Consider the following 19,473-nt stretch of genomic DNA (forward strand, 5'->3'; position numbering starts at 1 on the left):
AGGGTGGGGCACCCTTACTCTGTCACGGATGCCCGCAGCCCGACGACGTGACGCCGCCCCGCGCGAGCGCCCGGACGCGTGCCCGGGTGCGTGGCAGCGCCACGAGGCCGCCGACGGCGCGCTCGCGCGGTTCCGCCCGGTGGGCGGCGCGACCGCCCCTGCGGAGCTGCGCCTGCTGGCCGGGGCCTCTGCCACAGCCTCGGGCGCCGCTCCCCTGGAGCTGACCTCGCGGGGATCGTGGCAGGTGCGGGGCCTCTCGGGCCAGGGTGCCGATGATCTCGCCGCCGCGCTGTCGCGTGTCGGGGGCGCCGCGCCGCTGCTCGACGACCTCGGTCGCGACGTCCCCTGCAGCGTCGTCGCCTCCCCGCGCTCGCCCGCGCTCGACGCGCCGGCCCGGGCCGTCGCCGACGCCCTGCGCGGGCGCACCGACGTCCCCGGGCGCCTGCTGATCGCCCTCGACGACGGCTCCGGCGACGTGCTGGGGCTCGACGCCGACGTCACCGTCGTCCTCGGCGGCGATCTCCACCTCGCCGGCACGCCCACCGCGATCACGAGCGACGACCCCGCCGCCCTCGCCCTCGCCGCCGTCGAGGCCTTCCTCGCCGTGCGCGGCGACGCCTGGCGCGTGCGCGAGGTCGGCGCTGACGCGGTGCTCGATGGCCTGCGGCCACGTGAGCGAAATGGGTCGCCCTGGCAACCCAGATCACTCACGTGGCCGCAGGCCATCGAGGTGCTGCCCCGGCTCGGCGAGGTCAGCACGCAGGCCGCCGAGGTGCTCGCCGACCTCGGCGACGGGGGAGCGACGCTGCGCGTCACCCCGTGGCGCACGGTGGTCCTGCGCGACGCCCCCGCCGACGCCGCTGCGCGCCTCGAGGGTCTGGTCGAGACCGGGCCGTCGCCGTGGTCGACGCTCTCGGCGTGTGTCGGCGCGCCGCGCTGCGCCAAGTCGCACACCGACGTCCGCGGCGACCTCGCCCGCGCCGTCGCCGCGGGCCGCGCGGGCGGGTCGCTGCACGCCCACTGGGTGGGCTGCGCGCGGGCCTGCGGCACGCCGGCCGGGCCGGTGGCCGTGGTGGAGGGCACGCCCGGCGGGACCTATCGCACGATCGTCCGAGCAGGGAAGGTGTGCCCGTGAGCGCCGGTCCGACGGAGACGGGGACGAGATCGTCCGCCGTCCCCTCCTACATCGCCGACGGGCCGGAGATCTACCGCCGCTCGTTCGCGATCATCCGCGCCGAGGCGGACCTCGCGCACCTGCCCGCGGACGCCCACGACGTGGTCATCCGCATGATCCACTCGTGCGGCATGGTCGACCTCGCCGCCGACACCGAGGTCTCCCCCGGCGCGATCACCGCAGCGCAGCGGGCGCTGCGGGCGGGCGCCCCGGTGCTCTGCGACGCCGAGATGGTCGCCAGCGGGATCACCCGGCGGTTCCTGCCCGCCGGCAACGCCGTGGTGTGCACGCTGAACGACCCCCGCGTGCCCGACCTCGCCGCCGCAGCGGGCACCACCCGCAGCGCCGCCGCCCTGGAGCTCTGGCGCGAGCACCTCGACGGCGCCGTCGTCGCGATCGGCAACGCCCCGACCGCGCTGTTCCGGTTGCTGGAGATGATCGAGGAGGGCGCACCGCGCCCCGCGGTCGTGCTCGGGCTGCCCGTCGGGTTCGTCGGGGCGATGGAGTCGAAGGCGGCGCTGGTGGGGCACCCGGCCGGCCTCGAGCACGTCGTCGTGCACGGGCGCCGCGGCGGCTCGGCGATGACGGTGGGCGCCGTGAACGCGCTGGCGCTGGGGGCGGGAGACGCAGCGGAGCGGAGCTCGACCGGTAGGGGCAGCGCGTGACCGGCACCCTCTACGGCGTCGGGGTCGGCCCCGGCGACCCGTCGCTGATGACCGTGCGCGCCGTCGACCTCGTCCGCGGCGCCGACGTGGTCGCCTACCACTGCGCGCGCCACGGCCGGTCGAACGCCCGCGCGATCGTCGCGCAGTACCTCGGCACGCAGGTCGAGGAGCAGCTGACCTACCCGGTGACCACCGAGTCCACCGACGACTACCAGGGCGCGCTCGACGCGTTCTACGCCGAGGCCGCCGCCCGCCTCGCCGCGCACCTCGACGCGGGCCGCGACGTCGTCGTCGTCGCCGAGGGCGACCCGTTCTTCTACGGCTCGTACATGCACCTCCACAAGCGTCTCGCCGACCGCTACCCCACCGAGGTCGTGCCCGGCGTGACGTCGGTGGCCGCGGCGGCCGCCGCGCTCGGGCGCCCGCTGGTGGAGCGCGACGAGGTGCTCACCGTGCTGCCCGGCACGCTGCCCCCCGACGAGCTCGCCGCCCGCCTGGCCGCGACCGACGCCGCCGCGGTGATGAAGCTCGGGCGCACGTTCACGAACGTCCGCGCCGCGCTCGCGACGTCGGGCCGGCTCGACGAGGCGCACTACGTCGAGCGCGCCTCGACCGCGTCCCAGCGCACGGCCCCCCTCGCCGACGTCGACCCCGGCTCGGTGCCCTACTTCAGCGTCGGACTCGTGCCCTCGCGGGTGCACGCCGACACGACCCCGACGGCGCGCGCGGAGACCGAGGCCGTGATCGCGGGGCGCGCCGTCGGCGAGGTCGTGGTCGTCGGCCTCGGGCCCGGCGCCCGCGACCGGCTGACCCCCGAGGCGTCGGCCGCTCTCGCCGCCGCCGAGGACGTCGTCGGCTACACGACCTACACCGCGCGGGTCCCGGTGAACCCCCGCCAGCGGGTGCACGGCTCGGACAACAAGGTCGAGTCCGAGCGCGCCGCGTTCGCCCTCGACCTTGCCCAGGGCGGGCGCCGCGTGGCCGTCGTGTCGTCCGGCGACCCCGGGGTGTTCGCGATGGCGTCCGCGGTCGTCGAGGTCGCCGCCGCCGACTACCCGGACGTCCCCGTGCGTGTCGTGCCCGGGGTGTCCGCGGCCCAGGCCGTCGCGGCCCGCGTCGGCGCCCCGCTGGGCCACGACTACGCGATGATCTCGCTGTCCGACCGCCTCAAGCCGTGGGACGTCGTCGAGCGCCGGCTCGCCGCGGTCGCCGACGCCGACATGGCGATCGCGCTGTACAACCCGGCGTCACGGTCGCGGACCTGGCAGGTCGAGGCGGCCCGCGACCTGCTGCTCAAGTACCGCGACCCGTCGACGCCGGTGGTGGTCGGCCGCGACGTCGACGGCCCCGAGGAGTCGGTGCGCGTGGTGCGCCTCGCCGATCTCGTGCCCGCCGAGGTCGACATGCGCACGCTGCTGATCATCGGCGCGTCGACGTCCCGCTGGCCCGCGCCCGGCACCGTCTACACGCCGCGCCGCTACGGCTGACCCTCGCCCGGGAGCGGCTCCCAGATCCAGTTCCCGTCCTGGCGCTCCCGGCCGACGATGCGCCCGCACGTCGGGCAGAACAGCTCGTAGGCCGCGAGGTACTCGTTGCCCGCGTCGTAGTTCGTCGCCACCCACGCGTGCTGGAGCCCGCCCAGGCACAGCCACTGCTGGTCCTCCTCGCTCATCGCCCGATCGTGTCAGGCGACCTGGGTGAGCGTCGCGGATTCGGCGGGGCGCGTCTCCCAGACGTCGAACGGGAGACCGGCGATCGAGGCGAAGAGCTCGGCCGAGCCCGCCTCGAGCGCCTCGAGCGACGCCCAGACCGAGATCGCGACGATGCGCGAGCCGTCGGGCTCCTCGAACGCGCCGATCTCGTCGAGCCCGTCGATGCGCGCGGAGGTCTCGCGGATGACGGCCATCGCGGCGAGCATGTCGGCGCGGTACTCGGGCTTCGGGAAGTGGACGACCTGGAACAGCACGCGGGCCACGGGTTCTCCTCGGGGTGGGGTGGTGTGGACGAGGCGTCGGGCGGACTCGAGCGCCGCGCCCCAGAGCGCAACCCACGGGGCGGCGAGGACGCGGCGCTCGGCGGTCACGCCCAGAGGCCGACGGGGTTGCCGTCGGGGTCGGCGACGACGGCGATGCGCCCGTAGCCACCGGGCAGCTCCATCGCGGGCAGGAGGGTGTCGGCGCCGAGCTCGGTCGCCCGCGCCAGGCCGGCCTCGAGGTCCTCGACCCGCACGTAGATCTTCACGCCGGTGTCGCCGGGAGCCTGCGACGGGCCGATCCCGCCGCCGATCGCGTCCGGCCCGGCTCCGGTGTCGACCATCGCGTAGTCGTCCATCGACGGGTCCGGCTCGGCGGTCCAGCCGAACAGGGCGGTGTAGAAGTCGCGGATCTTCTCGGGGGCCGTGCTGGTGATCTCGAAGTAGGCGACGGGCTGACCCATGGTGATCTCCTCGGTCGGGGTGGTGTATCACTAACGTTAGTGTCTGCTTTCGTAAGTGTCAACGGACGGAGAGGTTTGGGCGACGGGCATACTCGACGCGTGCGGCGCTTCCGCCGGTCGCTTCCGCGCCGGCCCCTCGACGCGGTCGAGCTCGCCGAGGCGGCGGCCCTCGGTGACCTCGTCGCCGTGGTCTGCGTCCTGACGCGCCTCTTCCCGATCGGGCCGCTGGGGACGGTGATCGCCGCCTTCCCGGCCGCGGTGCTCTCCGCGCGCCGGCCCGGGCGGGCCGGCCCGATCGGGGTGCTCGTCGCGGTGGTGGTCGCGTTCCTGGTCGGCGGGGTGGGGCCGGCCGGGGCCGCGGCGTCGGCGGCGTCGCTCGGCTGGCTCTTGGGGGTGGGGACCCGGCGGGCCTGGTCGACGGTCCGGACCGCGCTGACCGGCGTCGCCGTCCTCGCCCTGCCCACCTCGGCGCTCGGGGTGCTGCTGCTCGCCCTGCTCGCCGACTACCGCGAGCTCGTCCTCGACCAGCTGCGCGCCTCGTGGAGCGGGCTCGCCCGGCTGCTGCGCGGCGGCCTCCCGGACGTCGTGGCCGCCGGGGACCGCGCCGTGCAGGCGATCACCGACTACTGGTGGGTGACGCTGCCCGCGCTGGCCGTGGTCAGCACGCTGCTCGGGGTGGCGATCGCGGCCCTCGTCCTCGCCCGCCCGCTGCGCGCGGTGCAGCGGCTGATGCCCGCCGACCTGGCCGGGCGCCTGCCGGGCGGGCGCGGCGCGGACGCGGTCGCCCCGCTGCCACTGCGCCTGCGCGGGGTGACGCTGCCGTCGGGACCGCCCGTCGACCTGGACCTCGACGCCGGCGTCTTCGCCGTCGTCACCGGACCGAACGGGGCCGGCAAGTCGACGCTCGGGCGCGTGGTCGCCGGCCGCCCGCCCGCCGAGGGCACCGCCGAGCGGCCCGGCGACGCGGGACTCGGCGTCGTCGGCGGCACCGGGATGGTGTTCCAGCGCCCCGACAGCCAGGTGCTCGGCGTGCGCGCCGCCGACGACCTGCGCTGGGGGCTGCCGTCCGGCGAGCCCGTGCCGGTCGACGAGCTGCTCGCGCGCGTCGGGCTCGAGGGCGCGGTAGACCGGGAGACCGCGACGCTCTCGGGCGGCGAGCTGCAGCGCCTCGCGGTCGCCGCGCTGCTCGCCCGGCGGCCCGCGGTCGTCGTCAGCGACGAGAGCACCGCGATGCTCGACCCCGAGGGCCGCACCGAGGTCACCGACCTGCTGCGCAGCCTCACGCGGACCGAGGGCGTCGGCGTCCTGCACATCACCCACCACGACCCGGGCTCGGCGGACGTCGCCGTCGCGCTGCCCGGCCCCGACCTCGCGCGGGCGACCCCGCCGGGCGCGTGGGGGCCGCCCCGGCCGCCGGCGGGCGGGACGCTGCGCCTGCGCGGGGTCGACGTCGTCCACGACGCCGGCACGCCGTGGCGCCGCCCGGTGCTGCACGACGTCGACCTGCGCATCCCCGCCGGGAGCACGGTCCTGGTCACCGGCCCGAACGGCGCCGGCAAGACGAGCCTCGCGTGGCTGCTCGCCGGACTCGCCACCCCGGCGCGCGGCACCGTCACCCTCGACGGCGCGCCGCTGCGCAACGGGCGCGACGGCGCGCTGCTCGCGATCCAGCACGCCCGTCCCGCGCTGCTGCGGCCCACCGTCGGCGAGGAGGTCGAGGACGCCGCCGGCGTCGGCCCGCGCACCGCCGACACCACGCTCGCCGCGCTCGGCCTCGACCCCGCCGTCTACCGCGACCGGCCGGTCGACGAGCTCTCCGGCGGCGAGCAGCGCCGGGTCCTGCTCGCGGGCCTGCTCGGGGCGGGGCCGCGCGTGCTGGTGCTCGACGAGCCGCTCGCGGGCCTCGACGCGGACGCCGCGTCGGCGGTGCGCGAGGCGCTGCGGGCGGCCCGCGCCGCGGGGACCACGCTCGTGATCGTCACCCACGACACCGCGCCGGTGGCCGACCTCGCCGACACCGTGCTGCACGTCGAGGACGGCGCCGTGCACGGGCGGCCGGAATGGGTGGGGACCTCGCCCGCCGAGGGCGTCGAGAAGCGGGGCCGCGGTGCCCTCGGGGCGGTGCGCACGCTGCCGACCCCGTCGCCGCTGCACCGCGCCTGGGCCGGCACGAAGATCGCGGCGCTGGTGGCCGTGGCCGCCGCCCTGTTCGTCGACCCGACCTGGCCGACGCTCGCCGCCGCGACCGCGGTCCTGCTGGTCGGCGCGGTCGCGGCCCGCCTGCCCCGCGGCGCCGTCCCCCGCCCGCCGCGCTGGCTGCTGCTCTGGCTGCCGGCGATCGTGCTCTCGACGATCGGCACGCTGCCCCCGGTGGTCACGGTGCTCGGCACCGAGGTGAGCCTGGGCGGGCTGGAACGGGTCGTGCTGTTCCTCGCGACCACGCTGGTGTCGCTGCTCGGGGCGGCGCTGCTGGTCGCGACCACGCCGCTCGGCGCGCTCCCGCCGCTGCTCGAGCGCGTGGTCCGCGTCGGGCGGCGGCTGCGCATCCCGCTGGGCACCCCGGCGACGGGGATCGCGCTCGGCCTGCGCCTGGTGCCGCTGCTCCTCGCCGAGGGGCGCACCGCCTGGCTCCTGCTCGGTCAGCGCCGTCCCGCGGGGCGCGTGCACGTCACCGCGCGCGAGCAGCTGCGCCTGGGCGTGCGGACCGCGATGCTCGCCTGCGCCATGGCCGCCCGCCGCGCCGCCGAGACGGGCGAGGCGATCACGGCGCGCGGCGGCCTCGGCGCCATCGCCGGCCCCGACCAGCGCCCGGGGCGCCGCGACCTGGTGCTCTTGCTCGTCGTCGTCGCGATCCTGGCGGTCGGGCTGGCGTTCTGAGGGCTCGACCCGTGTCCTCGGGACACGGGTCAGAACGTCGCGAGAGCCTCGTCCACCGACGCGACCGTCGCGACGCCGTCCGGGAGCGGTGGGCGGTCCACGAGCAGCACGGGCAGCGACCGCTCGCGCGCCGCGACCAGCTTCGCCTCCGTCGCGCCGCCCGAGTCCTTGGCGACGACGACGGTGATGCCGTGGCGGTCGAGCAGGGCGCGCTCGTCGTCGAGGGCGAACGGGCCGCGGGCGAGGACGAGCTCGGCGCGGGCGGGCAGCACGTCGGGCGCCTCGATGGCCCGCACGAGGAACCACGCGTCGACGTCGACGAACGCCTCGACGCCCTGGCGGCCGGTAGCGAGGAGGACGCGCGCGTCGGCCGGGATCGCCCGGGCGGCGTCGGCGAGCGAGCCCACCCGCGTCCACCGGTCCCCCGGCCCCGCCGTCCACCCGGGCCGGCGCAGCACCAGCAGCGGCGTCTCGGTGCGCGCCGCGGCCGCCGCGGCGTGCTCGGTCATCGTCGCCGCGAACGGGTGCGTCGCGTCGACGAGCACGTCGACGTCGCCCAGCGCCGCGGCCAGCCCGTCGACGCCGCCGAAGCCGCCGGTGCGGACCTCGCCCGCGGGCAGCCGCGGGTGGCGCGTGCGACCCGCGAGCGACGTCGTGACGTCGTCGCCGCGGTCGGCGAGCCGCGTCGCGAGCTCGCGCGCCTCGGCCGTGCCGCCGAGCACGAGCACCCGGCTCACGAGCCGTTCCCGCGGCGGGCGCCCCTCGCCGATCTAGCCGAGCGAAGGTGCCCTTCGCTCAGAAGCGGCGCGCCGACCCCGTTCCGGCGAGGGGCGCCCCTCGCCGATCTAGTCGAGCGAAGGTGCCCTTCGCTCGGAACCGGGGTGCGCCTCACGGCCGGGCGCGCGCCGCGGAGTAGAGGTGCGAGTCGCAGCCCTCGGCGACGCCGACCACCGCGCCGACGACGATCACCGCGGTCCGGAGCACGCCGGCGTCGGCGACCTTCTCCGCGATGTCGGCGAGCGTGCCGCGCAGGACCACCTCGTCGTCGCGCGACGCCCGCGCCACGACCGCCACGGGCTCGGACGCCGGCCGGTGCTGCAGCAACGCCTCCACGACCGACGCGCAACGCTGCACGGCGAGGTGCAGCACGAGCGTCCCGCCGGCCGCGGCCCAGACGTCGAGCGACTCCCCCGGCGGCATCGGCGTCGCGTTGGCGGCGTCGCGCGTGAGCACCACCGACTGCCCCACGCCGGGCACGGTCAGCTCGGTGCGCAGCGCCGCCGCGGCGGCCGCGAAGGCCGGGACGCCGGGCACGATCTCCCACGGCACGCCGGCGGCGTCGAGGCGGCGGGTCTGCTCGGCGACGGCGGAGAACACCGCCGGGTCGCCGGAGCACAGGCGCGCGACGTCGTGGCCGGCCTCGTGGGCCTCCACCAGCTCGGTGGTGATCTCGTCGAGCGTCATCCGCGCCGTGTCGACCTTGCGGGCGTGCGGCGGGCACTGCGCGAGCAGCTCCTCGGGCACCAGCGAGCCCGCGTAGAGGCAGACGGGGCTGGTCGCGAGCGCCCGCAGCCCGCGCACGGTGATGAGGTCGGGGGCGCCGGGCCCGGCACCGACGAAGCGGACGGTCACGCAGAGTCCTTCCGGTGGATCAGCTGGGTCACGCCGGCCAGCGCCCGCCAGCCGCCGAAGCGCCCGACCGGGGCGACGCGCTCGACGGCGATCCGGCGCAGCGCCCCGCCGTGCGCGGCCCGGAACGCGACGAGCGCGGCCTCACCCTCGACGGTGACCGTGTTGACGACGAGCCGCCCGCCCGGGCGCAGCGCCTCCCACACGGTGTCGAGCATGCCGGGCGCCGAGGCCCCGCCGCCGACGAAGACGGCGTCGGGCGGGTCCAGGTCCGCGAGCGCCTCCGGCGCCCGCCCGACGACCACGCGCAGGGCGGGCACGCCGAGCGCCGAGGCGTTCTCCCGGATCCGGGCCGCGCGGTCCTCGCGGACCTCGACGGTCACCGCGCGGCAGGCGGCGTGGTGGCGCATCCACTCGATCCCGATGCTGCCCGCGCCGCCGCCGACGTCCCAGAGCAGGGCGCCGGGCACCGGGCGCAGCGCGGCGACCGAGAGCGTGCGCACCTCGGACTTCGTCAGCTGGCCGTCGTGGGCGTAGGCGTCGTCGGGCAGGCCGGGGGCGCGGCCCAGCAGCTCGTCGGCCGGCACCTCGGGGCAGGCGACGGCGACGACGGCGAGCGGGTCGCCCGCCGGGTGCGTCCACTCCTCGGCGCGACCGTCGACCCGGCTCTCCTCCGGCGCGCCGAGCGATCCGAGCACGGTCAGCGTCGCGGCGCCGTAGCCCCACGTGGTCAGGGCGGCGGCGAGCGCGGCCGGCGTCTCGCCGTCGGGGACGAGCACGAGCAGGCGCCGCCGCGGCGCCAGGGCGGCGCGCACGGCGGCGAGCGGGCGCCCGACGGTCGAGAGCACCTCGACGTCCTGCGCGGCCCAGCCCAGCCGGGCGCAGGCGAGCGCCGCCGACGAGGGCGCGGGCAGCACGGCCGCCGCGGGGTCGCGCGCCAGCACCGCCGACCCGATCCCGTAGAACGTCGGGTCACCGCTGGCCAGGACGGCGAGCTCGCGGTCGGCGTGCTCGTCGAGCAGGCCCGGCAGCGACGCCATCAGCGGCGTGGGCCAGGTGACCTGCTCGGCCGACAACGAGGGCAGCAGCGCGAGCTGGCGGGGCGCGCCGAGGACGACGTCGGCCTTCTCGAGGGCCCGGCGGGCGGGCTCACCCAGCCCGGGCCATCCCTCGGCACCGATGCCGACCACGGTCACGCTCACCGCGACACCTCATCACGCGGGCCGCCGTCCGTCGCCGGGAGACTCGTCACCCCGCGCTGTAGCGCAGCCCCGTCACGGTCAGCACCGTGCGGTCGCGGTCGTCCCGCAGCACCGCGCGGCCGCTGCGCAGGCGCCGCCCGCCGTGCTCGACCTCGGTGGTGACGTGCACGGTGCGGCCGTCGACGGGCACGGCGCGCAGGAACGTCGCGGTCGCCTCGTCCGGCGGGCCGCCGAGCACGTCCGCCAGCATGACCGCCGGCAGCGACGCGAGCACCCCGCCCTGCACGACGCCGGCGTAGTTGACCGCGAGCGGGTCGGGCGAGGCCCCGTCGACGACCAGGTCGGCGGCCCGCCGCGGCGGCTCCGACCAGGCCGGGGCGTCGCCCGGGCGCGTGGTCGTTGCCACCGCGTCGGCCAGCACCGCGTTCCGCCCGGTGGCGCGCGCGACCGTGCGCCCGGCGTCGTCGGTGATCACCGCGGTGCTCAGGGCGACGTCGTCGGCCTTCTCGTCGAGGGTGCCGACGCCGTGGAGGCCGCCCACGACGTCGCGGTCGACGACGTGCACCGTCAGCCGCAGCGTCGTGATCCGCTCCCCCGGCGCCAGCGTGCCCGTGACGGCGAGCCCGGAGACGAAGTCGGCGAGCAGCCAGAGCGCCGCGTCGAGACCCCGCGCGTCGGCGCCCGGCAGGGTCGCGACGGCGCGCCCCGGCTCGATCGAGCGCAGGCGCGCCCCGACGACGGCGTGCACCGGGGCGAGCGCGAGGTCGTCGTCGACGCAGCGCCGCAACTGCGCGAGCGGCGCCTCCAGGGCCGTGCTCAGGACCGCGCGCCGGAGCGGATGCGCGGCGTGACCCCGGTGAGCTCGACCGCGAGGTCCCACAGGGCGGCCTGGGTCTCGCGGTCGTGCGACGCGACCGTGGAGCCCACCGGCACCGGCGGCCCCGAGATCTCCTGGAACCCGCTCGGACCGACGTAGGTGCCGCCGGGCAGGTCGGGCACCGTCGCCGCGTACAGCGTGGGCTGGGCGCCCATCGCCGGGCCCTGGGCCACGACCTTGTTGAACACCCCCATCACCGCGTCCTGCACCGACTCGGTGCGGCTCTGCAGGTTGGTGGCGCTGTAGCCGGGGTGCGCGGCCATCGAGCGCAGCGGCGAGCCAGCGGCGACGAACCGGTGCTCGAGCTCGTAGGCGAACATGAGGTCGGCGAGCTTGGACTGCCCGTAGGCGAGCCAGCGCTGGTAGCGGCGGCGGCGCCAGTTGAGGTCGGACAGGTCGATGCTGCCGATGCGGTGCGCGGCGCTCGAGAGCGTCACCACGCGGTCGGTGAGGACGTCGAGCAGCAGCCCGGTGAGCGCGAAGTGGCCGAGGAAGTTGGTGCCGACCTGCATCTCGAAGCCGTCGACCGTGCGCCGCTCCGGGATCGCCATCAGCCCGGCGTTGTTCACCAGCACGTCGACGGGGCCGTCGAGGTCGGCGACGAACGCGCGCACCGAGGCGAGGTCGGCGAGGTCGAGCTTCCGGACGTCGGTGGTGCCACGGGCGCCGTCGCCGATCTCCGCGGCCGCCCGGGCGCCCTTCTCGGTGTCGCGCACGGCGAGCACGACCCGGGCGCCGGCGCGCACGAGGTCACGGGAGGCCTCGAGGCCGATCCCGGAGTTGGCGCCGGTCACGACGAAGGTGCGGCCTGACTGGTCGCCGATGTCGGCGGGAGTCCACGCAGTCATGCGGGATCGGTGCCCCGCCGTCCGCTGCGTCAAACGGTGGTCACCGTCGCACGAGGATCTCGGCCAGGTGGCGGTACACCTCCACGTTCACGCCCAGCCCGACGTGGCTGCCGCGGACCTCGCGGCACTCGGCGTCGTCGGGGCGGCACGACGACGGGCGCACGATCCCGTCCTCGGCGCTCCAGATCGCGACCACGGGCGGCGGCGTCGGGGCGACCAGGTCGTCGGAGAACGCGCAGGGGCAGCGCACGGTCAGGCAGTGGGGCCGGTGCGGGCGCACGAGGTTCTGGGCGACGCGCGCCCCGCTGACCGCGGCGAGGGTGAGCACCGACGCGTCGAGCTGCGAGGCCAGCGGGCTGCCGAGCGCGACGACCCGCCGGACCAGCCCGGGGCTGCGGACGGCGAGCGCCCTGGCGAACAGGCCGCCGCGGCTGTGCCCGACGAGGGTGACGGGCTCGCCCGCGCGGTCGGCGACCTCGGCGAGGCGCCGGTCGAGGCGGCGCACGGCGGCCTCGGAGCAGTCGACGTTCCACACGATGCCCGAGCGGTAGGAGCGGTGGCCGATCCGGCGCAGCCAGTCGTGCAGGACGGTGAGCGAGACGTCGCCGGCGAGGAACCCCGGCACGAGCAGGACCGGCGCGCCCGCGCCGTGCGGCACGTCCTCGCCGCGCCAGGTGGCGGACAGCAGCAGGCGGGTCAGCTCGAGGTGCAGCCGCGCCTCGCGGAACGGGTGCCCCCACCAACGCACCGGCGGTGGCAGCTCCTTCACGCCCCGACCTTATGTGAGCGAACTTTGGTGCTATAGCACCAAAGTTCGCTCACATACGCCGATCAGCCGCGCGCGTACGTCTCCGCGGTCTTGGTCTCGAACTCGAGCCCGATGACGGGCTGGTCGCCGACCACCCAGGCGTCGTGGCCGGGCGTCAGCCGGTAGGTCTCCCCGGCGACGATGTCCGCCTCGGTGCCGTCGTCCGCGGCCACGTGGATGCATCCCGACACGACGTAGCCCAGGTGGGCCGCCTGGCAGCTCTCCCCGCCGACCACCGGGCGGATGCACTCCGACCACCGCCACCCCGGCTGCAGCGTGAGGCGGGCGACGGTCGCGTCGCCCAGCTGCACGACCTCGAGAGTGGTCTTCTCCGGGCTGCGCGTCTCGTCGGGGGCGCCCATGTTCCGGTGCTCGATCGCGGGCATGGCGGTTCTCCTCTGGGGGTCTCCTCTTCTCCGCGGCTCCTGGATGCGCCACGGGGTCGCCCAGTGTGAGCGCATCGGGGAGGGTCGGCGGCGGGCACCACTCGTTCGGCCCAGCGAAAGCTCGCGTCAGCGCGTCAGATAGTGAACGACGGCGAGCACCCGACGGTGGTCGTCGTCCGTCGCGGCGAGCCCGAGGGCGTCGTAGATGCCCGACGAGTGCGCCACCACGGCCTTCTCGGTGATCGAGAGCCGGCGGGCGATCCCGCTGTTCGTGCGGCCCTCGGCGATGAGGGCCAGCACCTGGCGCCGGCGCGGGCCGAGACCGTCGATCGCGTCGTCGCGGCGGGCCATCATCGCGCCGACGACCTCGGGGTCGAGCGCCGTGCCCCCGCCCGCGACCCGGCGAAGGTCCTCGCAGAACCCGACGCCGTCGGCGATCCGGTACTTGAGCAGGTACCCGACGCCCGCCGCGCGATCCCCGAGCAGCTCGCGCGCGTAGCGGCGCTGGACGTGCTGGGACAGGACGACGACCCCGGTCCCCGGCATCTCGGCCCGCACGCGCACCGCGGCGCGCAGCCCGTCGTCGGTGTTCGTGGGCGGCATCCGGATGTCGGTGACGAGCACGTCGGGCCCGTGGCGGCGGACCAGCTCGACGACCTCGTCGGCGTCCGACGCGCTGCCCGCGACCTCGATGCCGGCGCGCTCGAGCACCAGCACCAGGCCCTCGCGCAGCAGGGCCTCGTCCTCGCCGATCACGACCCGCACGGCACCTCCAGGACCAGCCGGGTGCCCTGGTCGTCGGGGCTGTCGAGGACCGCGGTGCCGCCGAGCGCCCCGGCCCGGTCGGCGACGCCGCGCAAGCCGGCACCCGCGCCGACCGCGGCCCCGCCGACCCCGTCGTCGGCGACCTCGACCCGCAGCCGGTCGCCGTCGCGGACCACCTCCACGAGGATCTTCGTGGCCCGCGCGTGCTTCACCGCGTTCGTGACCGCCTCGACGACCACGTGGTAGACGGTGCTCTCCACCGCCGGGGGCAGCGCGTCGTCCGCGCCCGGCTCGGTCGTGAGCAGCACCGGCAGAGGGCTGCGCTCGGCCAGGTCCTCGACGGCGGCGACCAGCCCGCGCTCCAGCAGGAGGGCCGGCATCACGCCCTGCACCAGGTCCCGGAGCTCGGTGACGGCGTCCTCGATCCCCCGCCGCACCGCCGCCAGCGAGCCCTCCTCGGCGACCGAGGCGGCGGACGCGGCGATGCCGAGCATCACCAGGCGGCTCTGCAGCCGGTCGTGCAGGTCGCGGGCCAGCCGGCGGCGCTCGCTGTCGCCGGAGCTCAGGAGGCGCGCCCGGGAGGCGCGCAGCTCCTCGCGGCTCGCGAGCAGCTCGGCGGTGAGGCGCTCCCGGTCGGCGGCGAGCGCGACGATGCGCCCGGCCGCCCGGACCGGCTCGGCGTCGGGCAGCAGCGCGCGGTCGTGGACGACGACGGCGACCTCGCGCTCCCCGAGCACCACCGGCACTCCCACCCGGTCCGCGCCGTCGGCCGGGAGCGCGACCGGCGCCCCCGACTCGTCGACCCAGCCACCGATCGGCCCCTCGGGACGGTCCACCCGGAACGCCAGGGTCAGCGACGGGTCGCCGAGCGCGCGGGCCAGGGCGCCGCGCAGGTCCCCCTTACGACCGGCCCGCGCGAGCCAGGCGGCGAGCTCCTCGAGCTCCCCGGTCCGCGCGAACCCGCCCCGCAGCATGGCCACCGTGACCGCGATCGGGACGCCGGCCTGCGCGCCCAGCTGGACGAGGGGCACGACGATCGGGTCGACGCCGACGTAGCGGGTCAGGGCGCTGAGCACCGCCACCGCGAGCACCGCCACCGCCCCGTAGGCGTAGACCGGCGAGAGCGCCCGCCGCCGGGCGCGGTCGGCGACGACGAGCCGGCGGACGAGGGTGGCGGCGACCGTGCCGACGAGCAGGGCCGCGACGACCGACTGCGCGACCGAGGCGGCGTGCGCGACATCGGGCCGGTCGGCGAGGAACAGCGGGTCGTAGGGCGGCGCCAGCGGCGTGGTCGCGTACCGGACGGGCTGGGGCACCACGGCGGTGACGTAGCCCGCGGCGGCCAGCAGGCGGGCACCCGGACCCTCGAGGCGCCCCGACGGGAACGCGAGCAGCACGTGCAGGATGACCGCGACCGGCACCCAGGCGACGATCTGGCCGGCGGCGATCAGAGCTGGCACGTGGGTGTTCACCAGGCCGGCGACCAGCCAGACGAGACCGCCGGCGACGAGCAGGGGGCCCGTGCCGTTGCTGGGCCGGCGCGCCCAGGCCACCGTGCCCACCCCGGCGTAGACGACGGCGGTGAGCGGCAGCAGGACGAGCAGCCCGTAGGGCGCCTCCGGACTCCCGAGGAGCAGGACGCACTCCATCGCCGCGGTGAGCAGGACCGACCCCAGCAGGACGCGCAGCGCGAGCCGCAGGGTGCGGGTCGCGGCGCTCGGACGCGTCCCCCCGGTGATCACGAGGAAACGGTGGCACGCCGCCGCGCCGGGGTCGAGCGCCACGACGGGGAGGACCGGGGCCGGGGTGGCGGTGCTGGACCTGGGTCCATGTCCCCGAGCCGCTCGGCTGCCTAGCGTCAAAGCCGATCACCCGCCTCAGCGACTCCAGGAGCAGGCATGCCCCGCGCCCGTCTCGCCGCCGCCCTCCTCGCGACGGCCCTGGCGCTCGCCGCGTGCACGACGGCGGGGGCGGCTCCCCCGCCGGCCGGTCCCGCCCCGCAGGACCCGGCGACGTTCCTCCCGCTGGTGATCACACCGAACGACCAGGCGCCGTCGCCGGTCCGCGGCACCGACGGCCGCCTCCACGTCGTCTACGAGCTGCAGGTGCTCAACGCCGGCCCGCGCGCGGCCACGGTGACCTCGGTCGAGTCGCTCGCCGACGGTCCGGCCGGGCGGGTCGTCGGCAGCGTCACCGGCCCGCAGGTGACGGCCCGCTCCCTGCTCGTCGGGGACTACCCGCTCCCGCCGGTCCCGGTCACGGAGATCCCCGGCGGCGGCACCGCCCTGCTGATCCTGGAGGACGTCTACGACACGCCCGAGGCGGTGCCCGCCACGACGGCGCACCGGGTCCGGGCCACCTTCGGCCCCCTGCCGCCCGGGCAGGCGGAGTTCGCGCAGAACTTCCCGGCGTCGAGCGAGCAGGTCACCCGCGCGCCCGTCCGGGTCGACGGGCGCGCCCCGGTCGTCATCGGCCCGCCGCTGACCGGGCCGAGCTGGGTGGCCGTCAACGCGTGCTGCGAGCTCTCGCCGCACCGGGGCGCCATGCTCCCGCTGGACGGGCGCATCAACGGCGCCGAGCGCTACGCCGTCGACTGGTCGCGGTTCGACCTCGCCCGCCGCCCGATCGTCGACCTCGCCGCGGGCACGCAGGCCACCTACGCCGGCGACCCGGCGCGCAACGAGAGCTACTTCACCTTCGACCAGCCCGTGCTCGCCGTCGCGGACGCCACCGTCGTGTCCGTCGTCGGCGAGCTCCCCGAGGCCCCGCCGCGCCAGTTCCTGACCCTGCCCGTCACCGACCTGGGCGGGAACCGGGTCGTGCTCGACCTCGGCAACGGCGTCTTCGCCTTCTACGCCCACCTGAAGACGGGTTCGCCGCAGGTCCGGGTGGGTGACCGGGTCCGGCGCGGGCAGGAGATCGCGCGCACCGGCAACTCCGGCAACACCAGCGAGTCCCACCTGCACTTCCAGCTCATGGACTCACCGCAGCCGCTGACCGCGACCAACCTCCCGTGGGTGATCGACACGCTGACCTACGTCGGCACCGTGACCCCGGAGACCGTGGTCGCGGACCCGCCCCCGGGTCCCCGGTCCGGCGAGCTGCCGTTGATCTACAGCGCGGTCGACTTCCCGCCGAGGTAGGTCAGCCGGCGCACGAGCAGCTCGAACGGGCCCCGGTGCCCGGCGCGGGCGAGCAGTCCCGCGACGACCACGCCGACGAACCACGTCGCGAGGCCGACCAGCGTCGCCGTCGTCAGCGTCGCCGTGCGGCCCAGTCCGCCCGCGATCGTCGCGAACACGGCCACGAACACCACCGACTGCGACAGGTAGAGGGTCATCGACCACGTCCCGGCCGCCGCGACGAGACCCCGCCCCGGCCAGGACACGCTGCCCAGCAGCCCCATGAGACCGAGCAGACCGAGCGCGCCCGCGTAGCCGCCGGCGGCGTGCGCGGCGGCGACCAGGCCGCCGACCACGCCCGTCGGCGACCACACCCCGACGACGGCGAGGGCGAGCGGCAGGCCCAGCGCGACCCCGGCGACCAGCCCGCCCGTCGCCCAGAGCGCCAGCCGGCCCCGGTGCGCGGCCGGCTCGTCGAGGGTGCCCGAGCGGGCGACGACGATCCCGACCAGCACCGCGGGCGCGGTGAGCAGCGCGGAGAAGAGCGTCGTCGCGAGCCACTCCCCCGGGTGCCCGGCGAGGAACGCGCCGAGGGTCGGCGCCGCGATCGACGGCACCGTCGGCACGCCCTGTGGCCCGCTCGCGCCGGAGGCCAGGAAGACCGCGAACGCCCCGACCGCCCCGGCGGCCGCGAGCAGGCCCCGCGACGTCGACGACGCCACCGCCGGCGCCGTCAGCAGGATCACCAGCCCGTAGGCGCCGATGATGTCGCCGGGGAAGAGCAGCACCCCGTGCAGCGCACCGATCCCGATCAGCACGAGCCCGCGCCGGCGCACCACCGCCTCGGGCGCCCGGTCGGCCAGCCGCGCCACGCCGTAGCCGAGCAGCGCGGCGAACAGCGGGAAGACACGCCCGTCGACGAGCACCATCTGCACGACGGCGATCACCGCGTCGGCCCCGGTGAGCCCCGACGGGTAGCCGCGGTAGCCGATGGGGCGGTCGACCAGGTAGAGGTGCGCGTTCGCCACCGCGATGAGGGCGAGCAGGAGGCCCCGCGCGAGGTCGGGGGTGATCTTCCGCGTGGCCAGCCCGGTCGGTCCGGTCACCCGGGAACCTCCTGCCGTGATCCGTGCCGCCGACCGACGGCGGCGTGAGGATGACACGATGGTTCGGTGCACCTCACCGAACCCCCGGACGGCACGACGGAGGACGCCGCCCGTCTCGAGCAGCGCCATCGTGCGCTGAACGAGAACCACGGTGTGTGCGACGCGATCGCCGCCCTGCCGAGCGGCGAGACGATGCACGCGTGGGTCACGCGGTTCGCGCTGCTCGCCGACCCGACCCGCCTGACGCTGCTGCTCTGCATCCACGCCGCCGGCGAGATCTGCGTGTCCGACCTCGCCGTCGCCGCGGGCCTCAAGGACACGACGACGTCCCAGGCGCTGCGGCTGCTGCGCGCCCAGGGACTCGTCGCCACCCAGCGCGCCGGGCGCGTCGTGCGCTACCGGCTCGCCGACGAGACCGTGCACGCGCTGCTGCACGAGGTCGTCGGGCACCAGGTCAGTCTCTGAGCAGCTCCCCGAGGATCTGCTCGAGGCGGCGCGCCTCGATGAGGAACGCGTCGTGGCCGTACGGCGACTCGATGCGCCACACCTCGCCCGCACCCGGGATGAGGGCCGCGAGCTCCTCCTGCTGGTGCAGCGGGTAGAGGCGGTCCGACACCGACCCGGCCACGACGGTCCGCGCCGTGACGCCCGCCAGCACCTCGGCCAGCGATCCCCGCCCGCGGGCGACGTCGTGGGTGTTCATGGCCCGGGTGAGCTCGACGTAGCTGCCGGCGTCGAAGCGGTGCACGAGCTTCCCGGCGTGGTGGTCGAGGTAGCTCTCCATGGCGAAGCGTCCGCCCGTTTCCGGGTCCTCGCCCGGCTGCGGGCGCCGCGCGAACCGCGTGTCGTACTCCTCGGCGGTCCGGTAGGTGTTGTGCGCGATCCGCCGCGCGACGCCGAGGCCGCGGTGCGGGCCCTCGCCGCGGGCGAGGTCGTGGTAGTCGCCGCCGTGCCAGCCGGCGTCCTCGACGATGGCCGCGATCTGCGGCGACGCCCAGGCGATCTGGTCGGCCGACGCCGCCGCCGGCGAGCACAGCAGCAGCAGCCGCTCCACCCGCGACGGGTACATGACGGCCCACTCGAGCGCCCGCATGCCGCCCATCGACCCGCCGAGCACCGCGGCCCAGCGGTCGATGCCCAGCGCGTCGGCGACCTTCTCCTCGACGGCCACCTGGTCACGCACCGTCGTGCGCGGGAACCGCGAGCCCCACGGGCGCCCGTCCGGCGCCGGCGTCGACGGCCCGGTGGTGCCCTGGCAGCCCCCGAGCACGTTGGGCGCGACGACGAACCAGCGGTCGGTGTCGACGCTCTGCCCCGGACCGATCAGCCCGGACCACCAGCCGGGCGTCGGGTGCCCGAGCCCGGCGTCCCCGGTGACGTGGCTGTCGCCGGTGAGCGCGTGCAGCACGAGCACGGCGTTGGTGCCGTCGAAGCGGCCCCACGTCTCGTACGCGACGCGGACGTCCGGGATCGTCTCGCCGCTCTCCAGGGTGATCGCGCCGAGGTCGAGGAAGAGCCGGTCGCCGACCGGGTCCCCCTCCTGCCACGCACCGGTGGCGGGAGGGAGGACGGTCACGG

At 76.7% G+C, this 19,473-nt stretch carries 20 protein-coding genes; 6 read left to right on the forward strand and 14 right to left on the reverse strand.

Annotated elements, in window-relative coordinates:
• Positions 1–28 precede the first annotated feature (28 nt).
• From EV188_RS24925 to EV188_RS24935, 3 genes are read left to right on the forward strand one after another with little or no spacing between them, the layout of a single operon-like run.
• Positions 29–1,135 carry a precorrin-3B synthase gene (locus tag EV188_RS24925; RefSeq protein ID WP_133829018.1) on the forward strand — a complete coding sequence of 369 codons (1,107 nt, stop codon included), beginning with the start codon at positions 29–31 and terminating at the stop codon, positions 1,133–1,135.
• A complete protein-coding gene (locus tag EV188_RS24930; RefSeq protein WP_243741976.1) occupies positions 1,132–1,839 on the forward strand; it encodes a precorrin-8X methylmutase in 708 nt (235 codons plus the stop codon). The genes EV188_RS24925 and EV188_RS24930 overlap by 4 nt, the downstream gene beginning before the upstream one ends.
• A complete protein-coding gene (locus EV188_RS24935) occupies positions 1,836–3,326 on the forward strand; it encodes a precorrin-2 C(20)-methyltransferase (RefSeq protein WP_133829019.1) in 1,491 nt (496 codons plus the stop codon). Before EV188_RS24930 ends, EV188_RS24935 begins: the two co-directional genes overlap by 4 nt.
• Here the strand turns inward: EV188_RS24935 and EV188_RS24940 are convergent.
• The 3 genes from EV188_RS24940 to EV188_RS31915 are packed head-to-tail and all read right to left on the reverse strand — an operon-like array spanning position 3,317 to position 4,275.
• Complete coding sequence (locus tag EV188_RS24940; protein ID WP_133829020.1) at positions 3,317–3,511, reverse strand: hypothetical protein; 195 nt, start codon at positions 3,509–3,511, stop codon at positions 3,317–3,319. The two genes, EV188_RS24935 and EV188_RS24940, sit on opposite strands and share 10 nt — an antisense overlap.
• Positions 3,512–3,523: 12 nt before the next feature.
• Complete coding sequence (locus EV188_RS24945) at positions 3,524–3,922, reverse strand: hypothetical protein (RefSeq protein WP_166660057.1); 399 nt, start codon at positions 3,920–3,922, stop codon at positions 3,524–3,526.
• Positions 3,919–4,275, reverse strand: a complete 357-nt coding sequence (locus tag EV188_RS31915; RefSeq protein WP_166660058.1) for a VOC family protein — start codon at positions 4,273–4,275, stop codon at positions 3,919–3,921. Before EV188_RS31915 ends, EV188_RS24945 begins: the two co-directional genes overlap by 4 nt.
• Positions 4,276–4,374: 99 nt before the next feature.
• Here EV188_RS31915 and EV188_RS24950 point away from each other — a divergent pair, with 99 nt between their 5' ends.
• Positions 4,375–7,152: a DUF2232 domain-containing protein gene (locus EV188_RS24950; RefSeq protein WP_166660059.1), complete on the forward strand. Its 2,778-nt coding sequence runs from the start codon at positions 4,375–4,377 to the stop codon at positions 7,150–7,152.
• A 29-nt stretch (positions 7,153–7,181) separates the two neighbouring features.
• Here EV188_RS24950 and EV188_RS24955 read toward each other — a convergent pair whose 3' ends face one another.
• The 9 genes from EV188_RS24955 to EV188_RS24995 all read right to left on the reverse strand — a co-directional run bounded on the left by EV188_RS24955 (position 7,182) and on the right by EV188_RS24995 (position 15,409).
• Positions 7,182–7,889: a cobalt-precorrin-6A reductase gene (locus tag EV188_RS24955; protein WP_133829023.1), complete on the reverse strand. Its 708-nt coding sequence runs from the start codon at positions 7,887–7,889 to the stop codon at positions 7,182–7,184.
• A 151-nt stretch (positions 7,890–8,040) separates the two neighbouring features.
• Complete coding sequence (gene cobM, locus EV188_RS24960) at positions 8,041–8,784, reverse strand: precorrin-4 C(11)-methyltransferase (RefSeq protein WP_133829024.1); 744 nt, start codon at positions 8,782–8,784, stop codon at positions 8,041–8,043.
• Entirely contained in the window at positions 8,781–9,983 is a 1,203-nt protein-coding gene (cbiE, locus tag EV188_RS24965) for a precorrin-6y C5,15-methyltransferase (decarboxylating) subunit CbiE (RefSeq protein ID WP_133829025.1), read from the reverse strand. The genes cobM and cbiE overlap by 4 nt, the downstream gene beginning before the upstream one ends.
• A 46-nt stretch (positions 9,984–10,029) precedes the next feature.
• Complete coding sequence (locus EV188_RS24970; RefSeq protein ID WP_133829026.1) at positions 10,030–10,770, reverse strand: PaaI family thioesterase; 741 nt, start codon at positions 10,768–10,770, stop codon at positions 10,030–10,032.
• Between the two features lie 29 nt (positions 10,771–10,799).
• Positions 10,800–11,708 carry an oxidoreductase gene (locus EV188_RS24975; RefSeq protein WP_133829027.1) on the reverse strand — a complete coding sequence of 303 codons (909 nt, stop codon included), beginning with the start codon at positions 11,706–11,708 and terminating at the stop codon, positions 10,800–10,802.
• 40 nt (positions 11,709–11,748) lie between these two features.
• Entirely contained in the window at positions 11,749–12,477 is a 729-nt protein-coding gene (locus EV188_RS24980; protein WP_133829028.1) for an alpha/beta hydrolase, read from the reverse strand.
• A gap of 62 nt (positions 12,478–12,539) precedes the next feature.
• Positions 12,540–12,902 (reverse strand): cupin domain-containing protein, encoded by a 363-nt coding sequence (locus EV188_RS24985; RefSeq protein ID WP_133829029.1) that lies wholly within the window; start codon positions 12,900–12,902, stop codon positions 12,540–12,542.
• A 126-nt stretch (positions 12,903–13,028) separates the two neighbouring features.
• Positions 13,029–13,667: a response regulator transcription factor gene (locus EV188_RS24990; protein WP_133829030.1), complete on the reverse strand. Its 639-nt coding sequence runs from the start codon at positions 13,665–13,667 to the stop codon at positions 13,029–13,031.
• The gene (locus EV188_RS24995; protein WP_166660060.1) at positions 13,655–15,409 is read right to left on the reverse strand and encodes a sensor histidine kinase; all 1,755 of its coding nucleotides are present in this window, start codon (positions 15,407–15,409) and stop codon (positions 13,655–13,657) included. Before EV188_RS24995 ends, EV188_RS24990 begins: the two co-directional genes overlap by 13 nt.
• 156 nt (positions 15,410–15,565) lie before the next feature.
• On the opposite strand from EV188_RS24995, the gene EV188_RS25000 reads away from it, so the two are divergent.
• Positions 15,566–16,810, forward strand: a complete 1,245-nt coding sequence (locus tag EV188_RS25000) for a M23 family metallopeptidase (RefSeq protein WP_133829032.1) — start codon at positions 15,566–15,568, stop codon at positions 16,808–16,810.
• On the opposite strand, the gene EV188_RS25005 is transcribed toward EV188_RS25000, so the two are convergent.
• Complete coding sequence (locus EV188_RS25005) at positions 16,780–17,895, reverse strand: DUF418 domain-containing protein (RefSeq protein WP_133829033.1); 1,116 nt, start codon at positions 17,893–17,895, stop codon at positions 16,780–16,782. The genes EV188_RS25000 and EV188_RS25005 overlap by 31 nt on opposite strands.
• 192 nt (positions 17,896–18,087) lie before the next feature.
• Here EV188_RS25005 and EV188_RS25010 point away from each other — a divergent pair, with 192 nt between their 5' ends.
• Positions 18,088–18,360, forward strand: coding sequence for an ArsR/SmtB family transcription factor (locus EV188_RS25010; RefSeq protein ID WP_133829099.1), 273 nt, complete (start codon positions 18,088–18,090; stop codon positions 18,358–18,360).
• Here the strand turns inward: EV188_RS25010 and metX are convergent.
• On the reverse strand, positions 18,350–19,471 hold the full coding sequence (gene metX / locus EV188_RS25015) for a homoserine O-acetyltransferase MetX (RefSeq protein WP_133829034.1): 1,122 nt from the start codon (positions 19,469–19,471) through the stop codon (positions 18,350–18,352). The two genes, EV188_RS25010 and metX, sit on opposite strands and share 11 nt — an antisense overlap.
• Positions 19,472–19,473: the final 2 nt, after the last annotated feature.

It is taken from the genome of Actinomycetospora succinea (assembly GCF_004363095.1).
Taxonomy (GTDB): Bacteria; Actinomycetota; Actinomycetes; order Mycobacteriales; family Pseudonocardiaceae; genus Actinomycetospora; species Actinomycetospora succinea.

Coding starts and splice junctions, on each gene's coding strand:
- EV188_RS24925 (WP_133829018.1), top strand. CDS start 29: ATGCCCGCAGCCCGACGACGTGACGCCGCCCCGCGCGAGCGCCCGGAC.
- EV188_RS24940 (WP_133829020.1), bottom strand. CDS start 3,511: ATGAGCGAGGAGGACCAGCAGTGGCTGTGCCTGGGCGGGCTCCAGCAC.
- EV188_RS31915 (WP_166660058.1), bottom strand. CDS start 4,275: ATGGGTCAGCCCGTCGCCTACTTCGAGATCACCAGCACGGCCCCCGAG.
- EV188_RS24975 (WP_133829027.1), bottom strand. CDS start 11,708: ATGACTGCGTGGACTCCCGCCGACATCGGCGACCAGTCAGGCCGCACC.
- EV188_RS24985 (WP_133829029.1), bottom strand. CDS start 12,902: ATGCCCGCGATCGAGCACCGGAACATGGGCGCCCCCGACGAGACGCGC.
- EV188_RS25000 (WP_133829032.1), top strand. CDS start 15,566: ATGCCCCGCGCCCGTCTCGCCGCCGCCCTCCTCGCGACGGCCCTGGCG.
- EV188_RS25010 (WP_133829099.1), top strand. CDS start 18,088: ATGCACGCGTGGGTCACGCGGTTCGCGCTGCTCGCCGACCCGACCCGC.